This window comes from Ruminococcus sp. AF31-8BH (assembly GCF_003460605.1).
In the GTDB taxonomy this organism is placed as follows: Bacteria; Bacillota; Clostridia; order Lachnospirales; family Lachnospiraceae; genus Blautia_A; species Blautia_A acetigignens.
Map to the genome: position 1 here is coordinate 139,144 of NZ_QTVN01000009.1, position 24,507 is coordinate 163,650.

Below are 24,507 nucleotides of genomic sequence, written 5' to 3' on the forward strand. Positions count from 1 at the left end.
ACGCTATGCAGGATTTGGCAGTCACATTATCAGGATATTTGTCAAAATTATCCCTGCCCAGTCTGGGAGTTACAGACATACTGGAGATTGCCCTGATTTCCTTTTTTATATATCAGTTTATGGTATGGATAAAATTTACCCGTGCCTATACGCTGCTTAAGGGAATCCTGATCGTGCTCCTTTTTATTTTGGTTGCTTATATCTTGAAGATGAATACGATCCTTTGGATCATTAAGAATCTATCTACCATACTTCTTACCAGCGTAGTTGTTATTTTTCAGCCTGAACTGCGTAAAATGCTGGAGCAATTGGGGCAGAAGAAGATTGTGGCATCTATTTTTCCACTGGATTCCGGGAAGGAAGTACAGGAGCGATTTACGGATAAGACCATCAATGAGCTGGTAAAGGCATGCTTTGATATGGGAGAGGTGCGGACCGGAGCTCTGATCGTAATTGAACAGAATATCCGTCTCAGTGAATATGAGCGTACCGGAATCAATGTGGATGCGGTTCTTACCAGCCAGCTTCTGATCAATATTTTTGAGCATAATACACCGCTTCATGACGGTGCTGTTCTTGTGCGTGGCAATCGTATTGTGGCAGCAACCTGTTATCTGCCTCTGTCCGATAATATGGAACTGAGCAAGCAGCTTGGTACCAGACATAGAGCGGGAGTGGGAATCAGTGAGGTAAGCGATTCCCTTACCATTATCGTCTCTGAGGAGACCGGCCAGGTTTCCGTGGCACAGAATGGGGAACTCAGCAGAGGGCTTACCAGCGCTGAGTTAAGATCTGCTCTGATCAAGGCCCAGAACAAGAAGGTTGTCAATAACAGTAAACTCCGTCATCTGCTGAAAGGGAGAATGAAACATGAAGAACACAAAGCTGACTAGGAATTTCCCTTTGAAAATCATGTCTGTTCTCATCGGATTTCTGATCTGGTTTATTGTGGTAAATGTAGACAATCCGGTGTCCACCAAAAGTATCACCATTGCTGGCGACAAGGTGGAGTTACAGAATACGGCTTATGTGGACAGTGCGAATATGATGTGCATGCAGGATGATGATCCGGACCCCATCCGTGTTACCATTACAGGAGAAAGACGGCTTCTCACCAAGATCACCCAGGCGAATATTACGCTGACGGCAGACCTGCAGCAGGCAGGCAGCCTGGATACAGATCCGGTTATGGTTCCCATTACGGCTTCCTGTCCGGGAATCAGTCCTGACAACATTAAGGTAACACCCCAGTATCTCAGTGTCAGACTGGAGGAGAAGGTAACCCAGGAGTTCCTGGTTAATGTAAATTATGGCTCCAGTCAGCCAGGAAAAGGCTATGAGGTTGGCTCACAGACCGCCAGCCCGGAGAAAGTGAAGATTACAGGACCGAAGTCCTTAATTAATAAAATAGATAAAGTAAATGCAACGGTTGATGTAGATGGCAAGACGAAGGATTTTTCCGAGGAAACAGAGCTGAATATTATTGATAAGAATCAGGACAGCTTTGCAGGAAGAATGTCGTACATCACCATAGATAACACCAAGGTTGTTGTTACCACCAAATTCTGGAAGATACGTACCGGAGTGAATATCGGTGCGAATTTTGTAGGTGTACCGGCAGAAGGATATCAGGTGGAGAGTGTAACTACCGTTCCAGATACGGTAAGTATCGCTGGAACAGATGAAGCATTGGACACTCTGAAGCAGAATGATAATATCCTTTGGATCGGCGGTGCTGACATTGATATCACAGGAGAGACTGCTGATATTGAGAAAAAGGTAAGCCTTAAGGATGCGCTTCCTGATGATGTGAAGCTTACAAGCGGCACCAGCGAGGATGTTTGGGTTAAAGTGAGCATTCTGCCCCTGGACAGCCATTCCTATGGACTGCCGTCCAACCAGGTCAAGGTAAATAATCTGGACGATAACCTTCTGGTAACTTTTGGAACCGACAAGATTGAAATCCGTGTAAAGGCTACTGACAGTAACCTTGACGAATTTGATATTGAGAAAGTAGAAGCATCTGTAGATTTATCAGACATGAGTGTTGGAAGCTATCAGATTCCGGTGACTGTGAAGCTGCCGGAAGGATTTGAACTTCTGGATGATGTAGTGGCGGATGTAACCATATCAGAAATTACAAATGCGGATTCGAATAATGGTTAAGGGAGTGATGTTATTATGGTAAGTGAAAAGGTACAGATCAATAATCCATCCGGACTTCATCTGCGGCCGGCCGGGATTCTCTGTAAAGAGGCAATGAAATATAAATCTCTGATAACATTTGAATATGCAGGAGGAACTGCGAACGCCAAGAGCGTTCTGAGCGTCCTGGGTGCATGTGTGAAATGCGGTGATGAGATTACAATATTTTGTGAAGGAGCTGATGAAACAGAGGCATTGCGCAACCTGGTAATGGTTATAAATAAGGGACTTGGTGAATAAGTTTTACATTTGGGAGGAAGAAAAATGAAAAAGAGAGCAGCCGCAGCAATTTTAGGAATTTTGCTCAGTGTTTCTATGGGACTGGAGGTTCCAGCCGCCGCTTTGGATGGCGGCTTTACATCCGGTTTTACTTCAGAGCAGACTGGGGAAGCACAGCAGCCAGATGCAGTGGAGGCAGAACAGCCAGCAGTATCTGAGCCGGAAACTCCATCAGTTGATGGATCACAGCAGGAGACATCTGACACCGTGCAGACCCCGCAGGAGAATGTCAGTGCAGGTGAAAGCGTTACCGATGGCTTTACATCTGGAAGCACGGAGAACGGAGACAGAACCAGTGCAGAGAATCCTGTACAGGATGTGCAGGGATTTGAGAACACGGATGAGACAGATTCTTTTGAAGTGCAGGAGACACCGGAAGAGGCTGCTGATATGCGGGCCAGTGAATCCAGCACCATTTTTGAATGGAAGGAATGGGAGCAGACATCAGACGGCAGATTCAGGCTCCATAAAAAGAAAGCTGTGAAAGCAGCTGTACAGATTGCTGATGTGCAGTCTTCTGACGTTCCAGCGGAGGCTGGCTCTGCTGATGAACAGACTGCTGACGAGTTTTCTGATAACAGCGAAGCGCAGGACGCAGCAGCTGTGCAGAATAGTGGTGAAGCACAGAATGCTGAACCTGCAGATGCAGCAACAGGCACTGAGGGTACTGACGCAGCAGGCACTGCAGAAGTGACCAGCCTGAAGGACGATTATTACACAATTGCCGATGGCATTGTTGCAATCACTACCAGAAATGAGACCGGAACGAATCATACCGGATATTATCTGTTTGATGAGAACGGATATCTTGTACTTGGCAAGAAAACTCTGAATGGAACAGAGTGTGCCAGCAAGATCAGCGGTGATTATTATTTCACACCTGCAGACAGCAGCGTTGCCGCCGCATATAAAGAATACGAAGGCAAAGGCGCAGCACTGGTACCTTGGAAGACTACAGTAGGCCAGATGAAGAAGAACTACTGGCTGTGGAATAAAGACACCAAGAATTTCCAGTACTATGGCAACAGCGGCAAGGCTTTGACTGTTGCAGAGCTGGATGAGAATGCCAAGGCACAGAATACATATACCGGATATTTCAAGATCAATGGCGAATATTATTGCCTGGATGAGAATGGAACTCCTCGTACAGGGGATGTGACATTAACTGTCAATGGCGTTTCTGCACAGTATTATTTTGAGCCGGCAGCAAATGACCAGGAAATCCCGGGCAAGATGTTTCATGATTGCTGGAAAATGTTTAAGACTTCAGCAGGAGAGCAGTGGAGATATTATGAGCCAGCCAGAAAGGGCAGTTCCAAAATTGGTCAGCTTCGGCAGCACGGAATTGTACCGACTGGTTTAAGCGGACGCAAAAATCCGAAATATACGTATCTGATTGATAAAGACGGATATTTGATTAAGAGCCAGATGGTGAAAGCGTCCAATCGTAAATATTATATAACGACGAAATCCGGAATCATCTATAAACGAAGAATCATTACATACAATAATACACAATATTATGTAACAGATGACGGTTCTGTTGCCAATTGGAAGAATTGCTGGCATCGTTGTCCGGGAGCTGGAAACCGCTTATATTATTTCGGTTCTACAGCAGGAAATATTGTGAAGAAGACTGGCTGGCAGTCAGTAACCTTATCAAATGGAAGATTTTATGGCTGGTTTTGGTTTAACGCAAACGGAAATCACTGGTCAGATATTTGGGGGAAAGGCGGTTATTTCAGAATAAACGGAACTTTTGCGACTGGTTTCGTTAATGTAAAAGGAAAGAAATACTTCTTCCAGCCTTCAACTCCAACTACCAGAAATGGCCAGCTGGTTAAGAATAAGATGTTTAGCTACCAGAATAAGACCTATTATGCAGATGCCGATGGAGCATTGCTTCGAAACGGCTGGCGCCAGGTGAATGGAAACTGGTATTGCTTCAGAAGCTACAATCTGGTTACCAATGAGTTTGTAAAGCAGGGAAGCAGATACGGTTATGTGGATTCCACCGGTAAATATACAACTGGATGGGTAATCGTAAATGACTCACAGAACCTGGTTCGCTATATTAATCCGGACAAAAAGGGCTATGTGACAAACGAATCCAAATGGATCAACGGCAAGAAATATTACTTTGATAAGAATGGATACAGAATCAACGATCTTACCAATATTTACAAAGGACCTTATACCTTTGAGGTTGACCGTGTAAATGGCGTTATGACTGTATATGCGGATTCTGCACGTACCATTCCAGTCAAGACGATCCGTGTTTCCGTAGGTAATCCATGGACACCTACCCCGAAGGGCAAATATACGCTGACTCCTTACAGCAGATGGCAGGCACTTATGGGACCATCCTGGGGACAGTATGGAACTCATGTAAACGGAGCAGGACAGGGTGGTATTTTCGTTCATTCGGTTGCATGCAGCTATGCGAACAGCTATAATCTTCCGGTAAGTGCTTACAATAAACTTGGAAGCCCGGCTTCTCACGGATGTATCCGTACCTGTGTAGGCGATGCCAAGTGGGTATACTATAACAGCAGCGGTTCTACTATTTATATCTTTGACGGTACCTATAATTCCAACGAATCATTCAAGGGACCTCTTGGACGCAAGGCAATTGTACCTGCCAGGTGGAAGAACGGCGGATATTACGATCCCACAGATCCAGCTGCATAAGACAAAGACAGTCAGAGACGAGGAATTTTGTCCTTGATAACTCACATAAAACAAGCACAGAAAGGTGTCTTAATTTTATCAGTTTTGATGAATTTAAGGCACCTTTTCATTGTTTTGGAGAATAACGTTGAAATTTGAAAAAGGAGACTGTATAATAACGAAGTAATACATTTTTAACATATTATATCGACGGCTGTGACAGCGCTGCAGGCGCAAGGCATCTGACTTTTATATTTAGAAATAAAGAATTAGGAGAAAGTATGAAGAATTGGAAAAAGTGGCTGTCAGCTGGTTTATTGTCAGCTGTATTGGGAGCAGCAGGAATTTCTGCTCCTGCAACAGTCAGTGCAAATGCAGGGTATTTGCCTTACGACAGGATTGACAATCTTGCACCAGAGGAAACAATGGCAAGGGTGAGGGTTTTTTCAGGTTCTACAGAAGGAGAAGCAGCCAGAGCCTGGAAGAAAATTGATGGTGTTTGCTACAACGGAAGCGGAAAAAAAATAGATGGTGCGATCACGCGTGGAATTGATGTGTCTCAGTGGCAGGAAACGATTGACTGGAAACTTGTGAAGAAAGATGTGGATTTCGCATTTATCCGGCTTTCTTATGGTCTGAATCGTGTGGATTCAAAATTTGATTATAATATGACACAGGCGGAGGCAGCTGGCGTTCCAGTTGGAACTTATGTATACAGCCTGGCGAAATCCAATAAGGAAGCACTGGCAGAGGCGCAGCTGGCAATTCAGAAAATGAAAGGGCATAAGGTTTCTTACCCGGTAGTGTTTGACATGGAGGATGAGCGAACGCTGGGAACCAAAAGCAAAAGGGAAATTTCACAGATTGCCCTTACTTTCTGCGATGAGATCCGTAAGGCTGGGTACACGCCTATGCTTTATATGAATCTGGACTGGTATAATAATTTTGTGGATTGGAGTGTGCTGGAAGGGGCTGGAATTGATATCTGGATTGCTTATTATGGAGATCATGTCCTGGCGCCAAGTACCAGCACATACAAGTATACCATCTGGCAGGGGACGGCTGGCGACGAAGTTTCGGGAATGGCTTCCACCAAGAATCTTATAAGCGGTATTTCAAAATGGGACAATGTGGATGTGAATTTTGGGTTTGTGGATTATACTGCCAAAATTGTACCAAGATGGCAGCCTCAGCAAGGTTATACACCTGCCGCAGAGCCGTCATATCAGGACAAGGTCCCGATGAAAAATGGCTGGGTTACAGAGGGCAGCAGGAAATATTATTATGAAAACAACGTAAAAGTCACCGGCTGGAAAAGAATTGACGGTAAATGTTATTATTTTAGCAGAGCTAACGGTGCTATGTACAGGAACAAATTGCGGAAATCAGCTACTTCACTCTTTTTCCTGGATAAAAATGGTGTTCGTGTAAGCAATCAGTTTGTGACCCAAAGCGGAAAGAAATACTATTTTGGTTATAATGGCATGGCGTACACTGGAATGAAAAAGATTGGAAGCAGGTATTATTATTTTAATCCGAAGACATTTGAACTGCGGACCAATTATAAATATATAGACTCCTCAGGCAATATTTATTACTTTGATAAAAATGGTATTCGCGTACAGAATAAATTTTATTCTATAACTGTGGGCAAACAGAAGCTTACCTATTATTTTGACAGAAATGGAAAAGCCTATAAAGGTTGGCATACCATTAAGGGAAAGAAGTATTATTTTTATAATGGAACCGGGGCGAAAGCAGGTGTTCGTGCCCAGAGTATAAAGCTCACCAGCAAAAACAGAATCGTTTCTGTGTTTAATAAAGACGGTGTATGTACGAAGCAGTACAAAGCCTGATCAGACAAAGGCAGCAGGTCAGGGGGGATATTTTATCTCTGACTTCACAAAAATAGAAATAAGGAGAAAAGAAAATGGGAAAAATTAAAGTAACAAACTGTGACGATATCGAAGGATTAAAGGTAATTGAACCAACTGTATTTGGTGATTCCAGAGGTTATTTTATGGAAACATACAATTACAATGATTTTAAGGAAGCTGGAATTGATGTGGAGTTTGTACAGGACAATCAGTCCAGCTCAAGATACGGTGTGCTCCGCGGACTTCATTTCCAGCTGAACTATCCGCAGGACAAGCTTGTACGTGTTGTAAACGGCGAAGTATTCGACGTTGCTGTTGACTTAAGAAAAGATTCCAAAACATACGGCAAGTGGTATGGCGTTCTTCTTTCAGCAGAGAATAAGAAGCAGTTCTTTATTCCGAAGGGATTTGCCCATGGCTTCCTGGTTCTTTCCGAGAATGCAGAGTTCACATACAAATGCTCTGACTTCTATCATCCCAATGATGAGGGCGGTCTGATCTGGAATGACCCGGATATCAACGTACAGTGGCCGATTCCGGAAGGAATGGAACTGATCTTCTCTGACAAGGATCAGAAATGGGGAAGTTTAAAGGAACTTCAGAGATAGGAGATCATAAATGCTTAAAACAATTTTTTCTCTGCCGGCGGATCTGTACAGAAACCGCCGGCTGGTTATGAAACTGGCGAAAAATGATTTTAAGACCAGATATGCAGGATCTTATTTTGGAACCATCTGGGCATTTGTTCAGCCGGTTGTAACCATTCTGGTATATTGGTTTGTATTTTCAGTGGGCTTCCGCTCCAACACAGATGAGCTTGGAATCCCATTTGTGCTTTATCTGGTAGCGGGAATTGTCCCCTGGTTTTTCTTTTCAGATGCTCTTTCCGGGGGAACCAATGCGCTGATTGAATATAATTACCTGGTAAAAAAGGTAGTTTTTAATATTAGCGTGCTGCCGGTCGTAAAAATTATTTCAGCATTGTTTGTGCATGGCTTTTTTGTTATATTAGCCATTATTCTTTATATGTGCAACGGCAGATTCCCAGATATGTACTATTTACAGATTTTCTATTACAGTGCATGTGCCTTCTTTCTGGTAACGGGGCTGTGCTATGCAACCAGCGCGATTGTAGTGCTGTTTCGTGACCTGGGACAGATTATCGGAATTATACTTCAGATTGGTGTATGGATCACACCTATTATGTGGGTTGCGGAGAGCATGATCGGTGTACAGAGCCGACTGTACAAAATACTTCAGTTGAATCCAATGTTTTATATTGTGTCAGGATACAGAGATGCCTTTATTATAAAAAGATGGTTCTGGGAAAGACCGAACTGGACCATTTACTTCTGGGTAGTATCCATCATCTGTTTCCTGTTCGGAAACTGGATTTTTAAACGTCTTCGCATTCATTTTGCAGATGTTTTATAATGCATGGAAATAGAAAGGAACTAATGTGGAAAGTAAAAATGCCATTGAAATAAAGAACCTGTCTAAGATGTACAGGCTTTATAATAAACCTTCAGACCGTCTGAAGGATTCCCTCGGCTTTGGGAAAAAGAAACGCTACCGGGAGCATTACGCATTAAGAGATGTAAGCTTTGATGTGCGCGAGGGAGAATGTGTTGGTATTATCGGAACCAATGGCTCCGGTAAGTCTACCATCCTGAAGATTATTACAGGTGTACTTGCGCCCACTGCAGGGGAAGTGTCTGTGCATGGAAGGATTTCAGCTCTGCTGGAATTAGGTGCAGGCTTTAACCCGGAATATTCAGGTCTGGAAAATGTGTATCTGAATGGTACAATGCTTGGATTTTCCCAGAATGAGATTAATGAGCGCCTGGATGAGATCCTTAGTTTTGCAGATATTGGTGACTTTATCCACCAGCCTGTAAAAACCTATTCAAGCGGTATGTTCGTACGTCTTGCATTTGCAGTGGCCATCAATATTGACCCGGAAATCCTGGTAGTAGACGAAGCTTTGTCTGTAGGAGATGTATTTTTCCAGGCGAAGTGCTATCATAAATTCGAGGAATTTAAGAAACAGGGAAAAACAATTTTATTTGTAAGCCATGATCTGGGAAGCGTTTCCAAGTACTGTGACCGCGTTATCCTGCTGAATCAGGGGGAGAAGCTGGATGAAGGCTCCCCGAAGGCAATGGTAGATATGTACAAGCAGCTTCTGGTACACCAGGATCCAGTGAAGCAGGCAGAAGATGAGCATACAGCACCTGTAAATTCTGAGACAAACTGGAGAAGTGGTTTTCAGGTGAATCCCAATACTTTGGAGTATGGAGACAAGCAGGCTGAGATCTGTGATTTTGTAGTTCTGGATTCCAAGGGCCGCCAGAGCAATACCATTGAAAAAGGTTCCCGGTTTAAAATTAAAATGAAGGTTCATTTTAACGAAAGCATTCAGCAGCCAATCATGGCCTTTACCTTCAAAAATATCCAGGGAACAGAAATTACCGGAACGAATACCATGTACGAAGGCGTAAATGTAGAGAAATCCGCTTCAGGCTGTGAGTGCGTGGTTACTTTTGAACAGGAAATGAATCTGCAGGGGGGAGAATACCTTCTTTCCTTTGGATGTACCGGATATCAGAATGGAGATTTTACCGTATTTCACCGTTTATATGACGCTTGCAACATTACTGTGGTTTCTACCAAGAACACCGTTGGTTTTTATGATATGAATTCCACAGTATCAGTGGAGGAAGAATAGTAGATGCAGGAAAAAATTGGAAAAGTAACGCTGGACTATGAGTTTTATCCGGGAGAGGACCTGTACAGTGATGGTCCTGTAGAAGAGGAACTCCTGGAAATTGCCCGCAGTTATGGGGAAGAAGAATTAAATCGTGTAATTGCAGAGAAAAACAGCTGGCCGGTACTTTACCATTTTTCCCATATCCGTCAGAATATACTGGAGTGGCTTCCAATCCGGAAAACAGACAAGGTTCTGGAAATTGGCTCTGGATGCGGTCCTATTACAGGAGCTTTGGCAAAGAAAGCCGGAAGCGTAACCTGTATTGATCTGTCCAAAATGCGCAGCACCATTAATGCTTACCGAAATCGAGAATGTGACAATGTAAAGATCATGGTGGGAAATTTTCAGGATATTGAGGTGAGCCTTACTGAAAAATATGATTATATCACGCTGATTGGCGTGTTCGAATATTCAGAAGGATATATTGGAACTCATCAGCCTTATGTGGAAATGCTTCGCCGCATATCCAGACATCTGGAAAAAGACGGAAAGCTGGTCATTGCCATAGAAAATCGTCTGGGACTGAAATACTGGGCTGGCTGTACCGAAGACCATGTAGGGAAATATTTTGAAGGCATTGAAAATTATCCGGATACGAAAGGGGTAAGAACCTTTTCAAGAAAAGAACTGCAGGAACTGATCGATGCTGCAGGCAGCTTTCAGACCACCTTCTATTATCCTTATCCGGATTATAAGTTTCCGCTGACCATCTATTCCGATAAACGCCTTCCAAAAAAGGGAGAACTGAAAGATAATTTCTGTAATTTTGACAGACCCAGGATTCAGCTGTTTAATGAAGAAAGGGTGTATGATTCTTTAGTGGATGCCGGACTTTTTCCGGAGTTTTCCAATTCGTTTCTGGTGATTGCGAAAAGAGAGGAAGAATAATGGCAGAGATTATTTACAGCAAATATTCCAATGAGAGAAGCAGACGTTTTGCCATCCGTACAGATATTCTGGAAGAAAACAAAAAGCGCTGGCTGCAGAAAAAAGCTCTTTACCCGGAAGGAAAAGAGCATATGGACAATCTGGCTTCCTGGAACAGCAGATTAAATGCTGTGTACGAGAAAGTCCCCTTTGTATGCAATAAATGTGAAATCGTGGAAGATGGCGTGAAATTTGAGTATCTGGATGCAGAAAGTCTTTCGGAGCATCTGGACAGCATGCTGCAGAGAGGGGAAATCCAGGCTGCATTTGATCGGCTTGTGGAGTTTTTGAAGCAGGTGCGGCTTGTATACAGCCAGAAACCATTTGAAGTGACAGCAGAATTTCAGCAGGTATTTGGAAATGTGACATTGCCGTCTCAGCTTATGTGTGCGGAGATTACAAATATTGATATAGTTTGTGATAATGTAATGCTTACAGAACCTATCACGCTGCTGGATTATGAATGGACCTTTGAATTTCCGGTACCCTGTGAATATGTTCTGTATCGGATCATTCACTATTATATTCAGACAAACAGTATCCGGACACCTTTAAATGAAGAGAAGCTTTATCAGGAGCTGGGAATCAGTGAAGCTCTGCAGAGCTCATTTGCTCAGATGGAGAAAGCTTTTCAGGGATATATCACAGGCAGTCATGTTCCCATGCGTGAAATGTATGGAGTGATGACGCCTGGAATGAGTTCATTTTCTGTGGAGACTACAGGACTGCTGCAGGTGTATTTCGGCGATGAAGAGGGCAGGTACTATGAACCGTTTTCCGCGAAGCGTCCAATTATGACACGCCATGCGGACTACACAATTGATCTGCCTCCAGAGTGCCGCAAAATACGAATTGATCCAGGTGACCAGCCCTGTATGGTTCACATAAAGAAACTGGCATTTGACGGACAGACTGCATCTATGGATGAAGCAGAAGTTCCGGACGGTTTTATCCATGGCAGCTGGGCCTTGATATCCAGGCCGGATCCCCACATAAAAGACATTGCCGTACCCCAGGGTGCGAAGCAATTGACCATGCAGCTGGAAATCTATCTGGAAAATCAGGATATGCTGGCGTGCCTGCAGGATCTGCAAAAGGAGAACGCAAGGTTAAATGATCTTGTAGAACAGCGGACCAGGGAACTGGAAGAGAAAAACAAACCCATGCTTCAGATGGTATATGAGAAGGTTATGGAAAAGAAAGGGAAATAACATGAGTCAAAAAGTATTGCTGGTAGAGAAAGAACGCTTTCTTCTGGATGACAGTAAAAAATATATGATTACCGGCATTATTTCGAAAGAAGATCAGATTGAAAGCTTTCTTGATGGAAAACTTCTTCCATCAGAGGTACAGGAACGAATCGTTTTATCTCCCAGGGAACGAACCCTGGATGAGCAGTTTCCAGGGGGCAAATGGGCAGATGTATTTCTAACCTTGCCGGAAGATCTGAAGAAGCATAAGGTTATTAAGGTTTATGCTGTAAATGGAAAGCAGAGACGTCTGTGGTATAAGTCCAATGTTCTGGAAATTGCCAGGAAGCAGGGCAGGCCGCAGTTCTTTCTGGATGCCGAGATTTTTGCACCCCAGGAAAATGCAGTAGGTCTTGGAGGCTGGGCAGTAGCCAGAACACCTTTGCAGTACAGAGCCTACGATGAAAATAAAAAACCACTGAAAATCAAGGTGAAACGCTGCATCAGAATGGATGTAGCAGAGATGTACCGGGAATGGCCTATTGAGAAGGAATGCGGCTTTTCCATTCGCATCGAGAATGTGACAGGAAAAAAAGTTTACTTTGTGATAAAGGACCAGGAAGGAAACAAGACGGTTTACCAGATCGGAACCACTCCTATCAGTAAATTTGTGGGAAAACTTGGCACCTACAGCAAAAAAGCTGCTGTATATTACCGTGCCCACGGTGCTGTTCCAATGGCAAAAAAATGCATCGAACGCTTAAGGACGCCGAAGCAGAAGGATGGAATGTATGAGACCTGGCTGAAAGAAAATAAAGTTACCCGTCAGGAGTTAAACAGACAGAGAAAGCGGGTTTTTAAAGAGAACATCAAATTCAGCATTGTTGTTCCGCTGTATAAGACGGATGAATATTTGCTGAAGTCTCTGGTGGATTCCGTTCTTGCCCAGACCTACAGCAACTGGGAACTGTGTCTTTCCGATGGCAGCGGCCCGGATTCTCCGATCAAAAATCTTCTGAAAGAATATGAGAAAAAGGATTCCCGAATCCGTGTGGTATATAATGAAAAACAGCTGAGAATTTCAGACAATACCAATGCGGCAATTGGAATCGCAACAGGCAATTATATTACTTTTTCTGATCATGACGACACTTTGGCAGAAGAGGCGCTCTATCAGATGGCAGCTGAGATTGAGAGCCATCCAGAAGCAGAGTTATTATATTCCGATGAAGACATTATTGATATCAAGGGAAAACGTCTGTATCCTCATTTTAAGCCGGACTTTAATCCGGACTACCTGCATTGTGTTAATTACATCTGTCATCTTGTGGTTGTGAAGAGAACCCTTCTTGATAAGGTTGGCCTTCTGCAGGGAGAATATGATGGTTCCCAGGACTATGATTTCCTGCTGCGCTGTACCGAACATACACAGAATATCCGACATATTCCCAAGCTCCTTTATCACTGGAGAAGCCATGAGGGCTCTACCGCAGGGAATCCGGATGACAAGCCATATGCAGTGATTGCCGGTGAGAAGGCTTTGACAGAGCATTATAAGCGTATGGGAATTGATGCAGTCGTAGAATATACAGGAAATCCTGTTGTTTTCCGAAGCTATTTTGCCATAAAGGGAAATCCAAAGGTCTCTATTCTGATTCCCAATAAGGATCACACTGCAGATCTGGAGAAATGCGTGACCTCCATTATGGAAAAAAGCACATGGAAAAATTTTGAGATTATTGTAATTGAAAATAACAGCGAGGAAGAGAAAACCTTCTGTTATTATGAAGAACTTGAGAAGCGGTATTCAGAAGTAAAGGTGGTTAAATGGGATGGCCCCTTTAATTATTCCGCGATCAATAATTTTGGTGCACAGTATGCAGAGGGAGAATTCCTGCTGCTTCTGAACAATGATACGGAAGTCATCACTCCGCAGTGGCTGGAGAATCTTATGGGATACTGCCAGCGGGAGGATGTGGCTATCGTTGGAGCCAAGCTTCTGTATCCGGACAATACGGTACAGCATGCAGGCGTGGTTGTGGGAATTGCAGGTTTTGCAGGACATATTCTTACAGGTTACGACAGAAATGCAATGGGATATTTATGGCGTCTTGGAGTTGCCCAGGATGAAAGTGCGGTAACCGGAGCCTGCCTCATGGTGAAACGGTCTGTTTTTGACCAGCTTCATGGACTGGATGAAAGCTTTACTGTGGCATTAAATGACATTGATTTCTGTCTGAGAGCCAGAGCACTTGGTAAATTAGTTGTGTTCACTCCCGAGGCATGCCTTTATCATTATGAGTCCAAATCACGCGGTATGGAAAATACCGAGGAAAAACAGCAGCGCTTTAAAAAGGAAATCAGCCATTTCCGCGAACGCCATGCAGAGTTCCTGAAAAAAGGAGATCCCTACTACAATCCGAATCTTAGCCTTGTACGTGGGGACTGCACCTTTCGTATGGAATCCGAGAAGAAAATCGAAGCGGATTTTGGAAAATAATGAAATAATCATTGAAACCGAAATCCCTGGCAGCAATAAAAAATCAGCCTGAGCAGATGCACAATAGCATCCTGCTCGGGCTGATTTTTTGATAGGTTAAGATTTCACGACCTTAACAATTCTCCAGATAAAGAAAATAAGAAGAATAAGGAAAGCTCCGGCAATCACATAATAAGGAATGTAAGTGTGTGCCTCCGAATATTCTCTGGCGGCCTGCATATTCTGTTCACCTTCCTGAACAGATGCAGTGTCCTGTGCCTGTGTCACCTCAAGGACAGCTGATCCCACAGCCGCTCCGTTAAACAGATAAGTGCGGTCGATCTCATCGCCGTTCTGTGTATCTTCTGTAGTCAGGCTGTCTTCTGCAGTGCCGTTGGGGACGACCACATCTCCGCCGGAGATAATACTGAAATCACTGTCTCCAAGAGAAAGCAGCTGGAACTGATCGAATCCGTAATTCAAAATGGAGGCCGCATCCGGTGCGGTCTGTCCGGAAGCACCCTTCAAAACAACGCTGATCAGTGTCATGCCGTCTCGCTGGGCTGCGCACACCAGTGTGCTGCCGGAGGCCTCTGTATAGCCCTCTTTTCCTCCTATGCAGCCCTCATAGAAACCAGTGCTTGCGGTATCGGTCATGGTAAACTTACTGGTCAGATTACGGTCAGCGGCTTTATTAGTAGCCGGGATGGTATAGCTGGTGGCTGCTGCAATAGTGCGGAAGGATTCGCTCTGGATGGCAGCCTGCATGATCAGTGCCATATCGTGGGCTGTGGTATGCTGATTGTCATCGGGAAGTCCGGTGGGATTGGTAAAAACGGTATTGGTGCAGCCAAGCTCCTGGGCACGGCTGTTCATCATCTGTACAAAATTATCTACAGAACCTCCCACATGCTCTGCAATCTGCAAAGCGATATCATTGGCAGAGGCTACCATGATGGCGTACAGACACTGCTCCACAGTGAAAACCTCATCCACCTGGGAGGAGATGCTGGCACCTCCATCGGTAACTCCGGAAACTCCGGTAGCGGTCATTGTAACCTGATCGGTCAGCTGTGCATTTTCAAGAGCAAGAAGGCAGGTCATGATCTTCACCGTGCTTCCCGGGAAAAGCACTTCATCTGCATTCTTGGAATAGAGCACCGTATTGGTGGAATTCTCCATCACTACAGCTGCCTCTGAGGAAATATCGGAGGCCTGAGGCCATCCGGAAATAGAATTGGTGGTGATTCCACCGGCTGCATCAGTGGTCTGGGTCTGATCTGCCTCTTCCGCCATAACCGGTACCTGGCCAAGAAGGGAAGCGGAAAGTCCAAGAACCATAAGTGCTGACAGTATCTTTGGCTTTTTCATCATATAATAAACTCCTGTGCGAAAATAAACTTAATAAAATTATAACATATCCTATAGTTTCCCTGTAAAATAAGAAAATATAAGTACTGGTTATGGATACAATCATATCCTAAAAGCCAGGTTAATTCAACCTTTCTTTTACGCCTTCCTTGCAAATTTGTTTCTTCAATGTTAAAATAGGGGCAATTATAATAGAAAAGGATTTTGGTATGAGTGAAAAAAGCGGATCAGAAGGACGGATCCAGTGGTCCCGTTTCTTCAAAAAATTATCTCCATATATGATCCAGAAGGGACTTTTATATCTGCGGCATTATGGCCTGAAGGAATTCTGGATCCGGCTCCATGAGCGGTTTGAGCCGGAGAAGATTCCATATGGTCCCTGGTATGAGGCGTATGCGCCTGACCAGACGGTCCTTGACAAACAGAGAAAGAAAAAGTTTGTTTATGCGCCCCTTATCAGCGTGGTAGTTCCTGCGTATCGGACTCCGCAGCTGTTTTTGAAGCAGATGATAGATTCTCTTATAGCCCAGACCTATGAGAACTGGGAGCTGTGCATTGCCAACGGAAGCCCGGAAGAGGAATCCATGAGAAAGACTCTGGAAGAGTACAGCAGTAAAGACAGTCGCATCCGTTGGATGGATCTGAATGAGAATAAGGGAATTGCAGAGAATACAAATGCGGCATTTTCCATGGCGAAGGGAGAGTTTGTGGGGCTTCTGGACCATGATGACCTTCTTTCTCCCAATACCCTGTATGAGATCGTGAATGCACTGAATGAGCATGAACAGGCAGATGCAGTGTATACAGATGAGGATAAGGTGACGGCTGAACTGGACGAGCATTTTCAGCCTCACTTAAAGCCTGATTTTAACATCGATCTTCTTCGCTCCAACAATTATATCTGTCACTTTTTTGTTGTGAGACGGCAGCTTGTGGAAGAAGTGGGAGGCTTTCGCCGTGAGTTCGACGGTGCGCAGGATTACGATTTTATTTTCCGCTGTGTGGAAAAAGCCCGTGAGGTTGTGCATGTGCCGGAGATTTTGTATCACTGGCGTACCCATAAGGCATCTACCGCAGATAATCCTGCAAGCAAGATGTATGCTTTTGAAGCCGGCAGGCGTGCGATTGAGGCCCATCTTGAGCGTACCGGGGTGAAAGGAACAGTCAGCCATACTGCAGACCTTGGTTTTTATCGTGTGAAATATCCGGTACAGGGACATCCTCTTGTTTCCATTATCATTCCCAATAAGGATGAGAAGGAGACTCTGGAGAACTGTCTGGAATCCATTCGGAAAAACACTCTTTACGACAACTACGAAATCATTATTGTGGAGAACAACAGTACCACAGATGAGATTTTTGAATATTATAAGAAGATTTCTGCAGATCCAAGAATCCACCTGATCTGCTGGAAAAAGGAATTCAACTATTCTGCCATCAATAATTTCGGCGTGAAAAATGCCAGAGGCGAGTATCTGTTATTCCTGAACAACGATGTGACCGTGATCACAGAGGATTGGCTGGGTGAGATGCTTGGCGTATGCCAGCGAAGAGAAGTAGGAGCTGTAGGCGTGAAGCTTCTTTACCCGGATAATACCATTCAGCATGCTGGCTGTGTGGTTGGAATTGGCGGGATTGCAGGCCATATGTTCGTGGACATGCCTGCAGAGCGCACTGGATACCTTCATAAGGCTTCTATTTTGCAGGACATGAGTGCTGTAACTGCCGCCTGCATGATGATGAAGCGCAGTGCTTTTGACAAGGCCGGCGGATTTACCGAGCAGCTGGCTGTGGCATTCAACGATGTGGATCTTTGCCTGAAAGCGGGAAAAGCAGGTTATCTGGTGGTATATGACCCTTATGTGAAGCTTTACCATATGGAGTCCAAGACCAGGGGAGCTGAGGATGATGATGCCAAGATCCGCCGTTTTCAGAGAGAAATTGAGTATATGAGAAGCAATTGGATAGGGATTCTGAAGAATGGAGACCCTAATTATAACAAGAATCTTTCTCTGACCAAATGGAATTATTCCCTGAGACCGATTCCGGGTATGTCCGGCAAAAATGACGAGAAAGACTAAGGAGAAATTATGCAGGAAGTATCAGTCATTATACCAAATTACAATGGCATGGCATATCTGGAGGGAGTGCTCTCCAGCCTGGAGCAGCAGGAATTTCAGAATTTCGAGACGATTCTGGTAGACAATGGATCATCTGATGGCAGCGTGGCCTTTACAATGGGGAATTATCCCTGGGTACACATTATTGAACTGCCTGATAATTTTGGGTTTTCCAGAGCTGTGAATGAGGGAATTTACGCAGCCAGGGCTCCTTATGTGCTTCTTTTAAATAATGATACAGAAGTGGACCGCTATTTTGTGGGAGAAATGCTGGCTGCCATCAAGCGGCACAGAAGAGCTTTTTCCTGCAGTGCCCGCATGATCTGCTATCATGACAGGGACAAGCTGGATGATGCCGGAAATTATTACAGCGCCCTTGGCTGGGCTTTTGCCAGGGGAAAAGGCAAGGATGTTCACAGTTGCGAGAGTGAGGACAAAATTTTCACCTCCTGTGCAGGGGCTGCTATATATAGGAAGAAAATATTCGAGAAGATTGGTTATTTTGATGAGGAGCACTTTGCATATCTGGAGGATATCGATGTGGGCTACAGGGCGAGAATCAATGGCTATGAGAACTGGTATGCCCCAAAAGCAATCGTGTATCATATAGGAAGCGGAACAAGCGGCTCCAGATACAATCATTTCAAGACCAGGTATTCTTCCAGAAATAATATTTATCTGATCTACAAAAATATGCCGTTTCTGCAGATCCTTCTGAATCTTCCGTTTCTGATCCTGGGATTTGGAATGAAGATTCTGTTCTTTACCCAAAAAGGAATGGGAAGGGAATACATTGCCGGGATCAAGAACGGTTTTCAGATCAGTCACAGAGACAAAAAGGTCAAATTCAAATTGAAAAATCTGGAACAGTATATAAAGATCCAGCTGGAATTATGGGGGAATCTCTTTTACAGATTCTTTGCATAAAAGAATGTTTATCAAATTTTTATAAATGAAGTTTGAAGAATTTGTTGCAATTCTGTTTTATCTATTATAAGATAAGGAAAGTCACAGTCCTGGAGCACTTTTGAAGGAAGTGCATGGGCGGCGGACAGAAGGCAGAGGTGGCAAGCTTGATCAGAGACAATCAGAAGAATTTCAGTCGTCTCCATGTTGTAGTAGATGCCTGTGTAATTACGCTATCTTATTTCTTTGCCTGGGTACTTCGATTTATCGGCCCGTTTGCGGCAACTGCAGTGCGTGCAAGAAGCTTTGAGCAGTATATGTCTGCTCTGATCTTCATTCTGCCTGCATATATTTTGCTATATCATGCGTTTTCCCTGTATGAGCCTATGCGGATGCAGGGAAGACGCCTTGTGCTGTCAAATATTATCAAGGCCAATTCCCTTGGTATTCTGATTACCATATTTATACTGTACACCATTGAAGAGGGGAATATTTCCCGTTCTGTGCTGTATATGTTCTATGGAATCTGTATTCTGGCCAGCTGGGGAGTGAGAATGCTCATTTTCTACAGCCTGCGGAATATGCGAAAGCGCGGACTGAACCAGAAGCAGGTGGTACTTGTAGGATACAGCCGGGCAGCAGAGGAATATATTGACCGCATCAGGGAGAATCCGCAGTGGGGTTATGTTGTGAGAGGAATTCTGGATGACAATATTCCTGCGGGTACTATGTACAAGGGCATTAAGGTAATTGGACGAATTGCCAATCTGAATGTGATCCTGCCTGAGAGCAGGCTGGATGAGATTGCGATTACGCTTGGCTTAAGTGAATATTACCGGCTGGAGGAGATTGTTGCACTTTGCGAGAAATCAGGAGTGCATACAAAGTTTATTCCGGACTATAATAAGATTATTCCTACCAAACCATATACAGAAGATATCCTGGGACTTCCGGTCATCAATATCCGGTATGTGCCCCTGAGCAATACCTTCAATTCCATGATCAAGAGAGTGATGGATATTATCGGATCCATTATCGGGATCATTGTGGCATCTCCGGTTATGCTGGTGATGTGTATTTTAATTAAGATCACATCCCCGGGACCGCTGATCTATCGCCAGGAGCGAGTGGGACTTCATAACCAGACTTTCTGGATGTACAAATTCCGTTCCATGGAGATTCAGCCGGAGGCGGAGGAGAAGAAAGCCTGGACTGTGAAAAACGATCCCAGAGTTACAGGAATTGGAAGATTTATGCGCCGGACCAGTATTGATGAGCTTCCCCAGCTGTTTAACATTCTGAAGGGAGACATGAGCCTGGTGGGACCAAGACCGGAGAGACCATTTTTTGTGGAGAAATTCCGTGAGGAGATTCCAAGATACATGGTGAAGCACCAGGTAAGACCGGGACTGACCGGATGGGCGCAGGTAAATGGCTACAGAGGAGATACCTCCATCCGCAAAAGAATCGAGTATGATTTGTATTACATTGAGAACTGGACCGTTGGTCTGGATATAAAAATATTGTTTATGACAATTTTTAAGGGATTTATTAATAAGAATGCTTACTGAGAAAGGAAAGAGAAATGGCAAGACCTGGTAAAAAAAGGAAGACAGCCCTGTTTATTGTTGAGATTCTTTGTCTGCTTCTGTTTATCGGCGGTCTGTATGTATACGGACAGATCGACAGCAGACTGAATAAGATTGAGACACCGCAGCTGGACGAGAGTAAAATTGTTACGAATGTGACGGCACCGCAGATGACCGGTTATACCACATATGCGCTTTTTGCAATTGACAAGCGTTCCAAGAATGCAGCGCTGGATGCGCAGAACAGTGATACCATTATTGTTGCAAGCATCAATAATGATACCAAAGAAGTGAAGCTGGCTTCCATATATCGTGACACCCTTCTGAATATTGGAAATGACACTTATACCAAGGCGAATGCAGCATATGCATACGGCGGCCCGGAGCAGGCGATTTCCATGCTGAATACCATGCTGGATCTGAATATTACAGATTATGTAACGGTAAACTTCAGTGCAATGGCAGAAGCGGTAGATGCTTTAGGCGGACTTGATCTTCCTCTTTCTTATGCAGAAATGGTTTTCATGAATGACTACTGTATTGAAACCTCGGAAGAGACTGGAAAGAGCTACACTCCGGTGGAACTGCCGGATCCAAAGCCTGTTGATGAGGAGGCTGCTCTTGGAGAGTATCATCTGAATGGAGTACAGGTTGTCTCCTACTGCCGAATCCGTTACACATCCAGTATGGATATGGGACGTACCGAGCGCCAGAGACGAGTGATCGGCCTTATGGTGGATAAGGCGAAGAAGGCTGGAATTACCACTATTTTCAATATTATGGATCAGGTATTCCCGCTGATTACTACATCTGTTTCCAAGACCGAGCTGCTGAACATGGTTCCGAGCCTGATCGGATACAATATTGCAGATACTACAGGTTTCCCATCGAAATACAAGTTTGCGGATGTTAAGAATGCCAGCATGGTAGTTGCAGATACCCTGGAGGAAAACGTTAAGGAACTGCATGCATTCCTGTACGGCGCAGATGAGAGCTATGAGCCGTCCCAGAATATTATTGAAGCCAATGACAAGATCATTGAGCTTGTAGGAGGAGCGGACACATTAGTGGATGAAGCTCCAGCTGTAACCAGTGATGACACTTCGTCTGATGTTGTATGGCAGGGAGATGGAAGCGGAAATTACGATTATAATGATTACAGCAGCGACTATAGCGATGATTACAGTGATGACTATAGCAGCGATTACAGTGATAATGATTATAGTGATGATGGCTTTGAAGACGGAAGCGAATATTAAAAGAAAAGATATCTTGAAGTGACATCATTATAAAGAAAAAATTCGGGGACCATCCGAGAAGGAATGGTCCCTTTTTTAAACGCAAGGAGGAAAGCGGCAATGGAAAAAGTAGATGTGATCATTCCTGCATATCGTCCGGGGGAAGAATTTGCCGGTCTTTTGGATGCACTTTGCAGCCAGAGTTATCCCATAGAAAATATCATTGTCATGAATACAGAAGAAAAATTCTGGAATCCCAAATGGGAGGATGCTTTTCCAAAAGTGAAAGTGACCCATCTGAAAAAAGAAGACTTTGACCATGGCGGAACCAGGCGGGCCGCAGCGAAGCTTTCCGATGCAGATATTATGGTATTTATGACTCAGGATGCCGTTCCGGCAGATCAGGATCTGATCCAGAATCTGATCCGCCCGCTGCAGGAGAATCCAAAGGTAGGTGCTTCCTTTGCAAGACAGCTGGCCAGAGAAGACTGTGCCTATCTGGAAAAATATACCCGTACCTTTAATTATCCGGACAAATCTTCCGTGAAATGGGAGAAGGATACTGCCGCATACGGAATTAAGACCTATTTCTGTTCCAATGTGTGCGCCGCATATAAGAAAAAGATTTACCAGGAAATGGGCGGCTTTATCGAGCATGCGATTTTTAATGAGGACATGATCTATGCCGGAACCATGGCAAAAAAAGGATACGGGATTGCCTACGCAGCAGATGCCTGTGTGATCCATTCCCACAATTATTCCTGTCGCCAGCAGTTTCACCGTAATTTTGACCTGGGTGTTTCCCAGGCCGAGCATCCGGAGATTTTCGCAGGTGTTCCCTCAGAAGGGGAGGGAATTCGTCTTGTAAAGAAAAGTCTTGCCTATCTGGTAAAAACAGGACATATCTGGCTGATTCCCGGGCTGATCGCGCAGAGCGGATTTAAATATGCAGGATATTTCCTTGGAAAAAGATACCGGAAGCTGCCGGAGAAAATGATCCTTTTCTGTACCATGAACCGTGAATACTGGAAAAAACAGGAAGAAAAATAGGGCTTTTGACGCTGTCACCTTTTCTTAAAGAATCTATCACATTTTCAACACAATTGATTGCTAAACTTGTACTATAAAATAAAAGAAATTGTTAGGATTTAACATAGAAGGGAGCAAAACATGAGTGATGAATGGAATTGGGGACAGGATCCGAAGAAGACGGATGATACGCCCCGGCAGTCAGATTCAGATGTGTCCGCGCAGGCTGCATCTGATCAGCAGACAGCCCCCGAAGAAGATCTGAATGAGAATGTAACGTATCATTATAAATACACGCGAAGCAGAGAATCTGGCGGCAATGCTGCAGACTCAGATAATGGCAATTATTATGCCTCCCATAATTATGGGGGAAATGAATCTGGCAGCAGTGCCGGAAGCACTTCCGGTGAACAAGGTGCAGAACCTAAATATGCACATTACCAGGTAGACGAACAGGAAAAGAAGCCGGAAGAAGAGAAGACCAAACATCGGAAGCATCATGAAAAGAGAGAATCTTCTTCCTTTGGAAAAAAAGCAGGAAACACCATTACCCTGGCTGTAATCTTTGGCCTGGTGGCAGGCCTTGTTTTTCAGGCGGTGAATGCGGTATCTGATCAGTATTTTAAGAAAGATACCACCACATCTGTAGGCACTGCAGAGACGCTTACCTCCTCTGTTTCCGATGAGACCAGCCAGAGCAGCAGCGATACTGTAAGCGCAGACGCAGTTGCAAATGAGAAAGGACCTGTGGCTGGAGTTGCACAGGCTGCCATGCCCTCTGTTGTGGCAATCACCTCCGTCAGCATGCAGGAGATCCGCAGCTTTTTCGGTTATGGAATGGAGTATCCAAGCACAGGAAGCGGTTCCGGTATTATTGTAGGAGAGAATGACAGTGAGCTTCTGATTGCTACTAACAATCATGTGGTAGAGGGAGCAACTACTTTAAGCGTATGCTTCATTGGCGATGATGTGGTGAATGCAGAGCAGGAAACTGAGAATTATGTGACCAGCAATGGAGATTTGAATATTGATGGAGCGGTTTCCGCAAAGATCAAAGGTACAGATGAGGATACAGACCTGGCAGTCATTGCAGTGGAGAAAAGTGATATCCCGGAAGAGACCATGAATCAGATTAAGATTGCGCAGCTTGGCAATTCAGATGACCTGATTGTTGGTGAGCAGGTAGTAGCTATTGGAAATGCCCTTGGATATGGTCAGACTGTAACCTCCGGATGGGTAAGTGCTTTGGAGCGAACTGTTCAGTCTGATTCCAATACTTATGAAGACCTGATCCAGACAGATGCAGCCATCAATCCTGGAAACAGCGGCGGCGCACTTTTGAATATGCAGGGTGAGCTGATCGGTATCAATTGTGCCAAAATTGCATCCAGCAGTGTGGAAGGTACCGGATATGCAATCCCGATTTCCAAGGCACAGCCGATTCTGGAAGAGTTGATGAACCGCAAAACAAGAGATAAGGTTTCGGATGAATCACAGGCAGGATACCTGGGCGTGAAGTTTGCTGATCTTTCCAGAGAGGCAATCCAGATGTATAATATGCCGGCAGGTGCTTTTGTCATGGACGTTGTTTCCGGCGGCGCAGCAGACAATGCGGGAATCCAGAAGAGTGATATTATTACCAAGCTGGACGGACAGAAGGTTTCCAGCAAAGCGGATATCAACGACAAGCTCCAGTACTATACAGCAGGAGAAGAAATAGAGGTGGGCGTGGCACGCCTGAGCGACGGAGAATATGTGGAATCCACGATTACAGTCACGCTAGGTGCCAGACCGGATAGTAATCAGTAAATTTCAGGGGAGCGAAATGCTCCCCTTTGTTTATAAAAAGTTAATTTC

18 protein-coding genes are annotated in these 24,507 nt (G+C 44.4%); 17 read left to right on the plus strand and 1 reads right to left on the minus strand.

From position 1 onward, the window contains the following. The first annotated feature begins 5 nt into the window (after positions 1–5). The 11 genes from cdaA (at position 6) to DWZ38_RS12725 (ending at position 14,418) form a co-directional block, all read left to right on the plus strand. Positions 6–893: a diadenylate cyclase CdaA gene (gene cdaA, locus DWZ38_RS12675; protein ID WP_021926291.1), complete on the plus strand. Its 888-nt coding sequence runs from the start codon at positions 6–8 to the stop codon at positions 891–893. Then, a complete protein-coding gene (locus tag DWZ38_RS12680) occupies positions 871–2,166 on the plus strand; it encodes a CdaR family protein (protein WP_117853194.1) in 1,296 nt (431 codons plus the stop codon). The genes cdaA and DWZ38_RS12680 overlap by 23 nt, the downstream gene beginning before the upstream one ends. Positions 2,167–2,181: 15 nt before the next feature. After that, the gene (locus DWZ38_RS12685; protein ID WP_021926293.1) at positions 2,182–2,445 is read left to right on the plus strand and encodes an HPr family phosphocarrier protein; all 264 of its coding nucleotides are present in this window, start codon (positions 2,182–2,184) and stop codon (positions 2,443–2,445) included. 24 nt (positions 2,446–2,469) lie between these two features. Next, a complete protein-coding gene (locus DWZ38_RS12690) occupies positions 2,470–5,175 on the plus strand; it encodes a L,D-transpeptidase family protein (protein ID WP_117853196.1) in 2,706 nt (901 codons plus the stop codon). Between the two features lie 260 nt (positions 5,176–5,435). Next, positions 5,436–7,010: a GH25 family lysozyme gene (locus tag DWZ38_RS12695; protein WP_117853198.1), complete on the plus strand. Its 1,575-nt coding sequence runs from the start codon at positions 5,436–5,438 to the stop codon at positions 7,008–7,010. Between the two features lie 74 nt (positions 7,011–7,084). Beyond that, positions 7,085–7,639: a dTDP-4-dehydrorhamnose 3,5-epimerase gene (gene rfbC / locus DWZ38_RS12700; RefSeq protein ID WP_021926297.1), complete on the plus strand. Its 555-nt coding sequence runs from the start codon at positions 7,085–7,087 to the stop codon at positions 7,637–7,639. Between the two features lie 10 nt (positions 7,640–7,649). Next, the gene (locus DWZ38_RS12705) at positions 7,650–8,465 is read left to right on the plus strand and encodes an ABC transporter permease (protein WP_021926298.1); all 816 of its coding nucleotides are present in this window, start codon (positions 7,650–7,652) and stop codon (positions 8,463–8,465) included. Positions 8,466–8,490: 25 nt separating this feature from the next. Further along, positions 8,491–9,759: an ABC transporter ATP-binding protein gene (locus tag DWZ38_RS12710; protein WP_243000255.1), complete on the plus strand. Its 1,269-nt coding sequence runs from the start codon at positions 8,491–8,493 to the stop codon at positions 9,757–9,759. Positions 9,760–9,762: 3 nt separating this feature from the next. Continuing rightward, complete coding sequence (locus DWZ38_RS12715) at positions 9,763–10,689, plus strand: class I SAM-dependent methyltransferase (protein ID WP_117853200.1); 927 nt, start codon at positions 9,763–9,765, stop codon at positions 10,687–10,689. Continuing rightward, the gene (locus tag DWZ38_RS12720; protein WP_117853203.1) at positions 10,689–11,939 is read left to right on the plus strand and encodes a hypothetical protein; all 1,251 of its coding nucleotides are present in this window, start codon (positions 10,689–10,691) and stop codon (positions 11,937–11,939) included. Before DWZ38_RS12715 ends, DWZ38_RS12720 begins: the two co-directional genes overlap by 1 nt. A 1-nt stretch (position 11,940) precedes the next feature. After that, complete coding sequence (locus DWZ38_RS12725) at positions 11,941–14,418, plus strand: glycosyltransferase family 2 protein (protein ID WP_021926301.1); 2,478 nt, start codon at positions 11,941–11,943, stop codon at positions 14,416–14,418. Between the two features lie 96 nt (positions 14,419–14,514). On the opposite strand, the gene DWZ38_RS12730 is transcribed toward DWZ38_RS12725, so the two are convergent. Next, the gene (locus DWZ38_RS12730; RefSeq protein WP_243000256.1) at positions 14,515–15,771 is read right to left on the minus strand and encodes a D-alanyl-D-alanine carboxypeptidase family protein; all 1,257 of its coding nucleotides are present in this window, start codon (positions 15,769–15,771) and stop codon (positions 14,515–14,517) included. 206 nt (positions 15,772–15,977) lie between these two features. Between DWZ38_RS12730 and DWZ38_RS12735 the strand changes: the two genes are divergently transcribed. The 6 genes from DWZ38_RS12735 to DWZ38_RS12760 all read left to right on the plus strand — a co-directional run bounded on the left by DWZ38_RS12735 (position 15,978) and on the right by DWZ38_RS12760 (position 24,459). Beyond that, complete coding sequence (locus tag DWZ38_RS12735) at positions 15,978–17,849, plus strand: glycosyltransferase family 2 protein (protein WP_117853208.1); 1,872 nt, start codon at positions 15,978–15,980, stop codon at positions 17,847–17,849. Positions 17,850–17,858: 9 nt separating this feature from the next. After that, positions 17,859–18,815: a glycosyltransferase family 2 protein gene (locus DWZ38_RS12740; RefSeq protein ID WP_117853211.1), complete on the plus strand. Its 957-nt coding sequence runs from the start codon at positions 17,859–17,861 to the stop codon at positions 18,813–18,815. Positions 18,816–18,961: 146 nt separating this feature from the next. Further along, the gene (locus DWZ38_RS12745) at positions 18,962–20,365 is read left to right on the plus strand and encodes an undecaprenyl-phosphate glucose phosphotransferase (RefSeq protein WP_117853359.1); all 1,404 of its coding nucleotides are present in this window, start codon (positions 18,962–18,964) and stop codon (positions 20,363–20,365) included. A gap of 14 nt (positions 20,366–20,379) precedes the next feature. Continuing rightward, positions 20,380–21,642, plus strand: a complete 1,263-nt coding sequence (locus DWZ38_RS12750; protein ID WP_117853213.1) for an LCP family protein — start codon at positions 20,380–20,382, stop codon at positions 21,640–21,642. Positions 21,643–21,741: 99 nt separating this feature from the next. Then, positions 21,742–22,671 carry a glycosyltransferase family 2 protein gene (locus DWZ38_RS12755; protein ID WP_117853215.1) on the plus strand — a complete coding sequence of 310 codons (930 nt, stop codon included), beginning with the start codon at positions 21,742–21,744 and terminating at the stop codon, positions 22,669–22,671. Positions 22,672–22,791: 120 nt separating this feature from the next. Beyond that, positions 22,792–24,459: a trypsin-like peptidase domain-containing protein gene (locus DWZ38_RS12760; RefSeq protein ID WP_117853217.1), complete on the plus strand. Its 1,668-nt coding sequence runs from the start codon at positions 22,792–22,794 to the stop codon at positions 24,457–24,459. Positions 24,460–24,507: the final 48 nt, after the last annotated feature.

Excerpts from the sequence above, each read along its gene's own strand:
- cdaA (WP_021926291.1), top strand. The coding sequence starts at position 6 with ATGCAGGATTTGGCAGTCACATTATCAGGATATTTGTCAAAATTATCC.
- DWZ38_RS12730 (WP_243000256.1), bottom strand. The coding sequence starts at position 15,771 with ATGATGAAAAAGCCAAAGATACTGTCAGCACTTATGGTTCTTGGACTT.
- DWZ38_RS12725 (WP_021926301.1), top strand. The coding sequence starts at position 11,941 with ATGAGTCAAAAAGTATTGCTGGTAGAGAAAGAACGCTTTCTTCTGGAT.
- DWZ38_RS12680 (WP_117853194.1), top strand. The coding sequence starts at position 871 with ATGAAGAACACAAAGCTGACTAGGAATTTCCCTTTGAAAATCATGTCT.
- DWZ38_RS12690 (WP_117853196.1), top strand. The coding sequence starts at position 2,470 with ATGAAAAAGAGAGCAGCCGCAGCAATTTTAGGAATTTTGCTCAGTGTT.
- DWZ38_RS12755 (WP_117853215.1), top strand. The coding sequence starts at position 21,742 with ATGGAAAAAGTAGATGTGATCATTCCTGCATATCGTCCGGGGGAAGAA.
- DWZ38_RS12760 (WP_117853217.1), top strand. The coding sequence starts at position 22,792 with ATGAGTGATGAATGGAATTGGGGACAGGATCCGAAGAAGACGGATGAT.
- DWZ38_RS12740 (WP_117853211.1), top strand. The coding sequence starts at position 17,859 with ATGCAGGAAGTATCAGTCATTATACCAAATTACAATGGCATGGCATAT.
- rfbC (WP_021926297.1), top strand. The coding sequence starts at position 7,085 with ATGGGAAAAATTAAAGTAACAAACTGTGACGATATCGAAGGATTAAAG.
- DWZ38_RS12715 (WP_117853200.1), top strand. The coding sequence starts at position 9,763 with ATGCAGGAAAAAATTGGAAAAGTAACGCTGGACTATGAGTTTTATCCG.
- DWZ38_RS12705 (WP_021926298.1), top strand. The coding sequence starts at position 7,650 with ATGCTTAAAACAATTTTTTCTCTGCCGGCGGATCTGTACAGAAACCGC.
- DWZ38_RS12720 (WP_117853203.1), top strand. The coding sequence starts at position 10,689 with ATGGCAGAGATTATTTACAGCAAATATTCCAATGAGAGAAGCAGACGT.
- DWZ38_RS12750 (WP_117853213.1), top strand. The coding sequence starts at position 20,380 with ATGGCAAGACCTGGTAAAAAAAGGAAGACAGCCCTGTTTATTGTTGAG.
- DWZ38_RS12685 (WP_021926293.1), top strand. The coding sequence starts at position 2,182 with ATGGTAAGTGAAAAGGTACAGATCAATAATCCATCCGGACTTCATCTG.
- DWZ38_RS12695 (WP_117853198.1), top strand. The coding sequence starts at position 5,436 with ATGAAGAATTGGAAAAAGTGGCTGTCAGCTGGTTTATTGTCAGCTGTA.
- DWZ38_RS12735 (WP_117853208.1), top strand. The coding sequence starts at position 15,978 with ATGAGTGAAAAAAGCGGATCAGAAGGACGGATCCAGTGGTCCCGTTTC.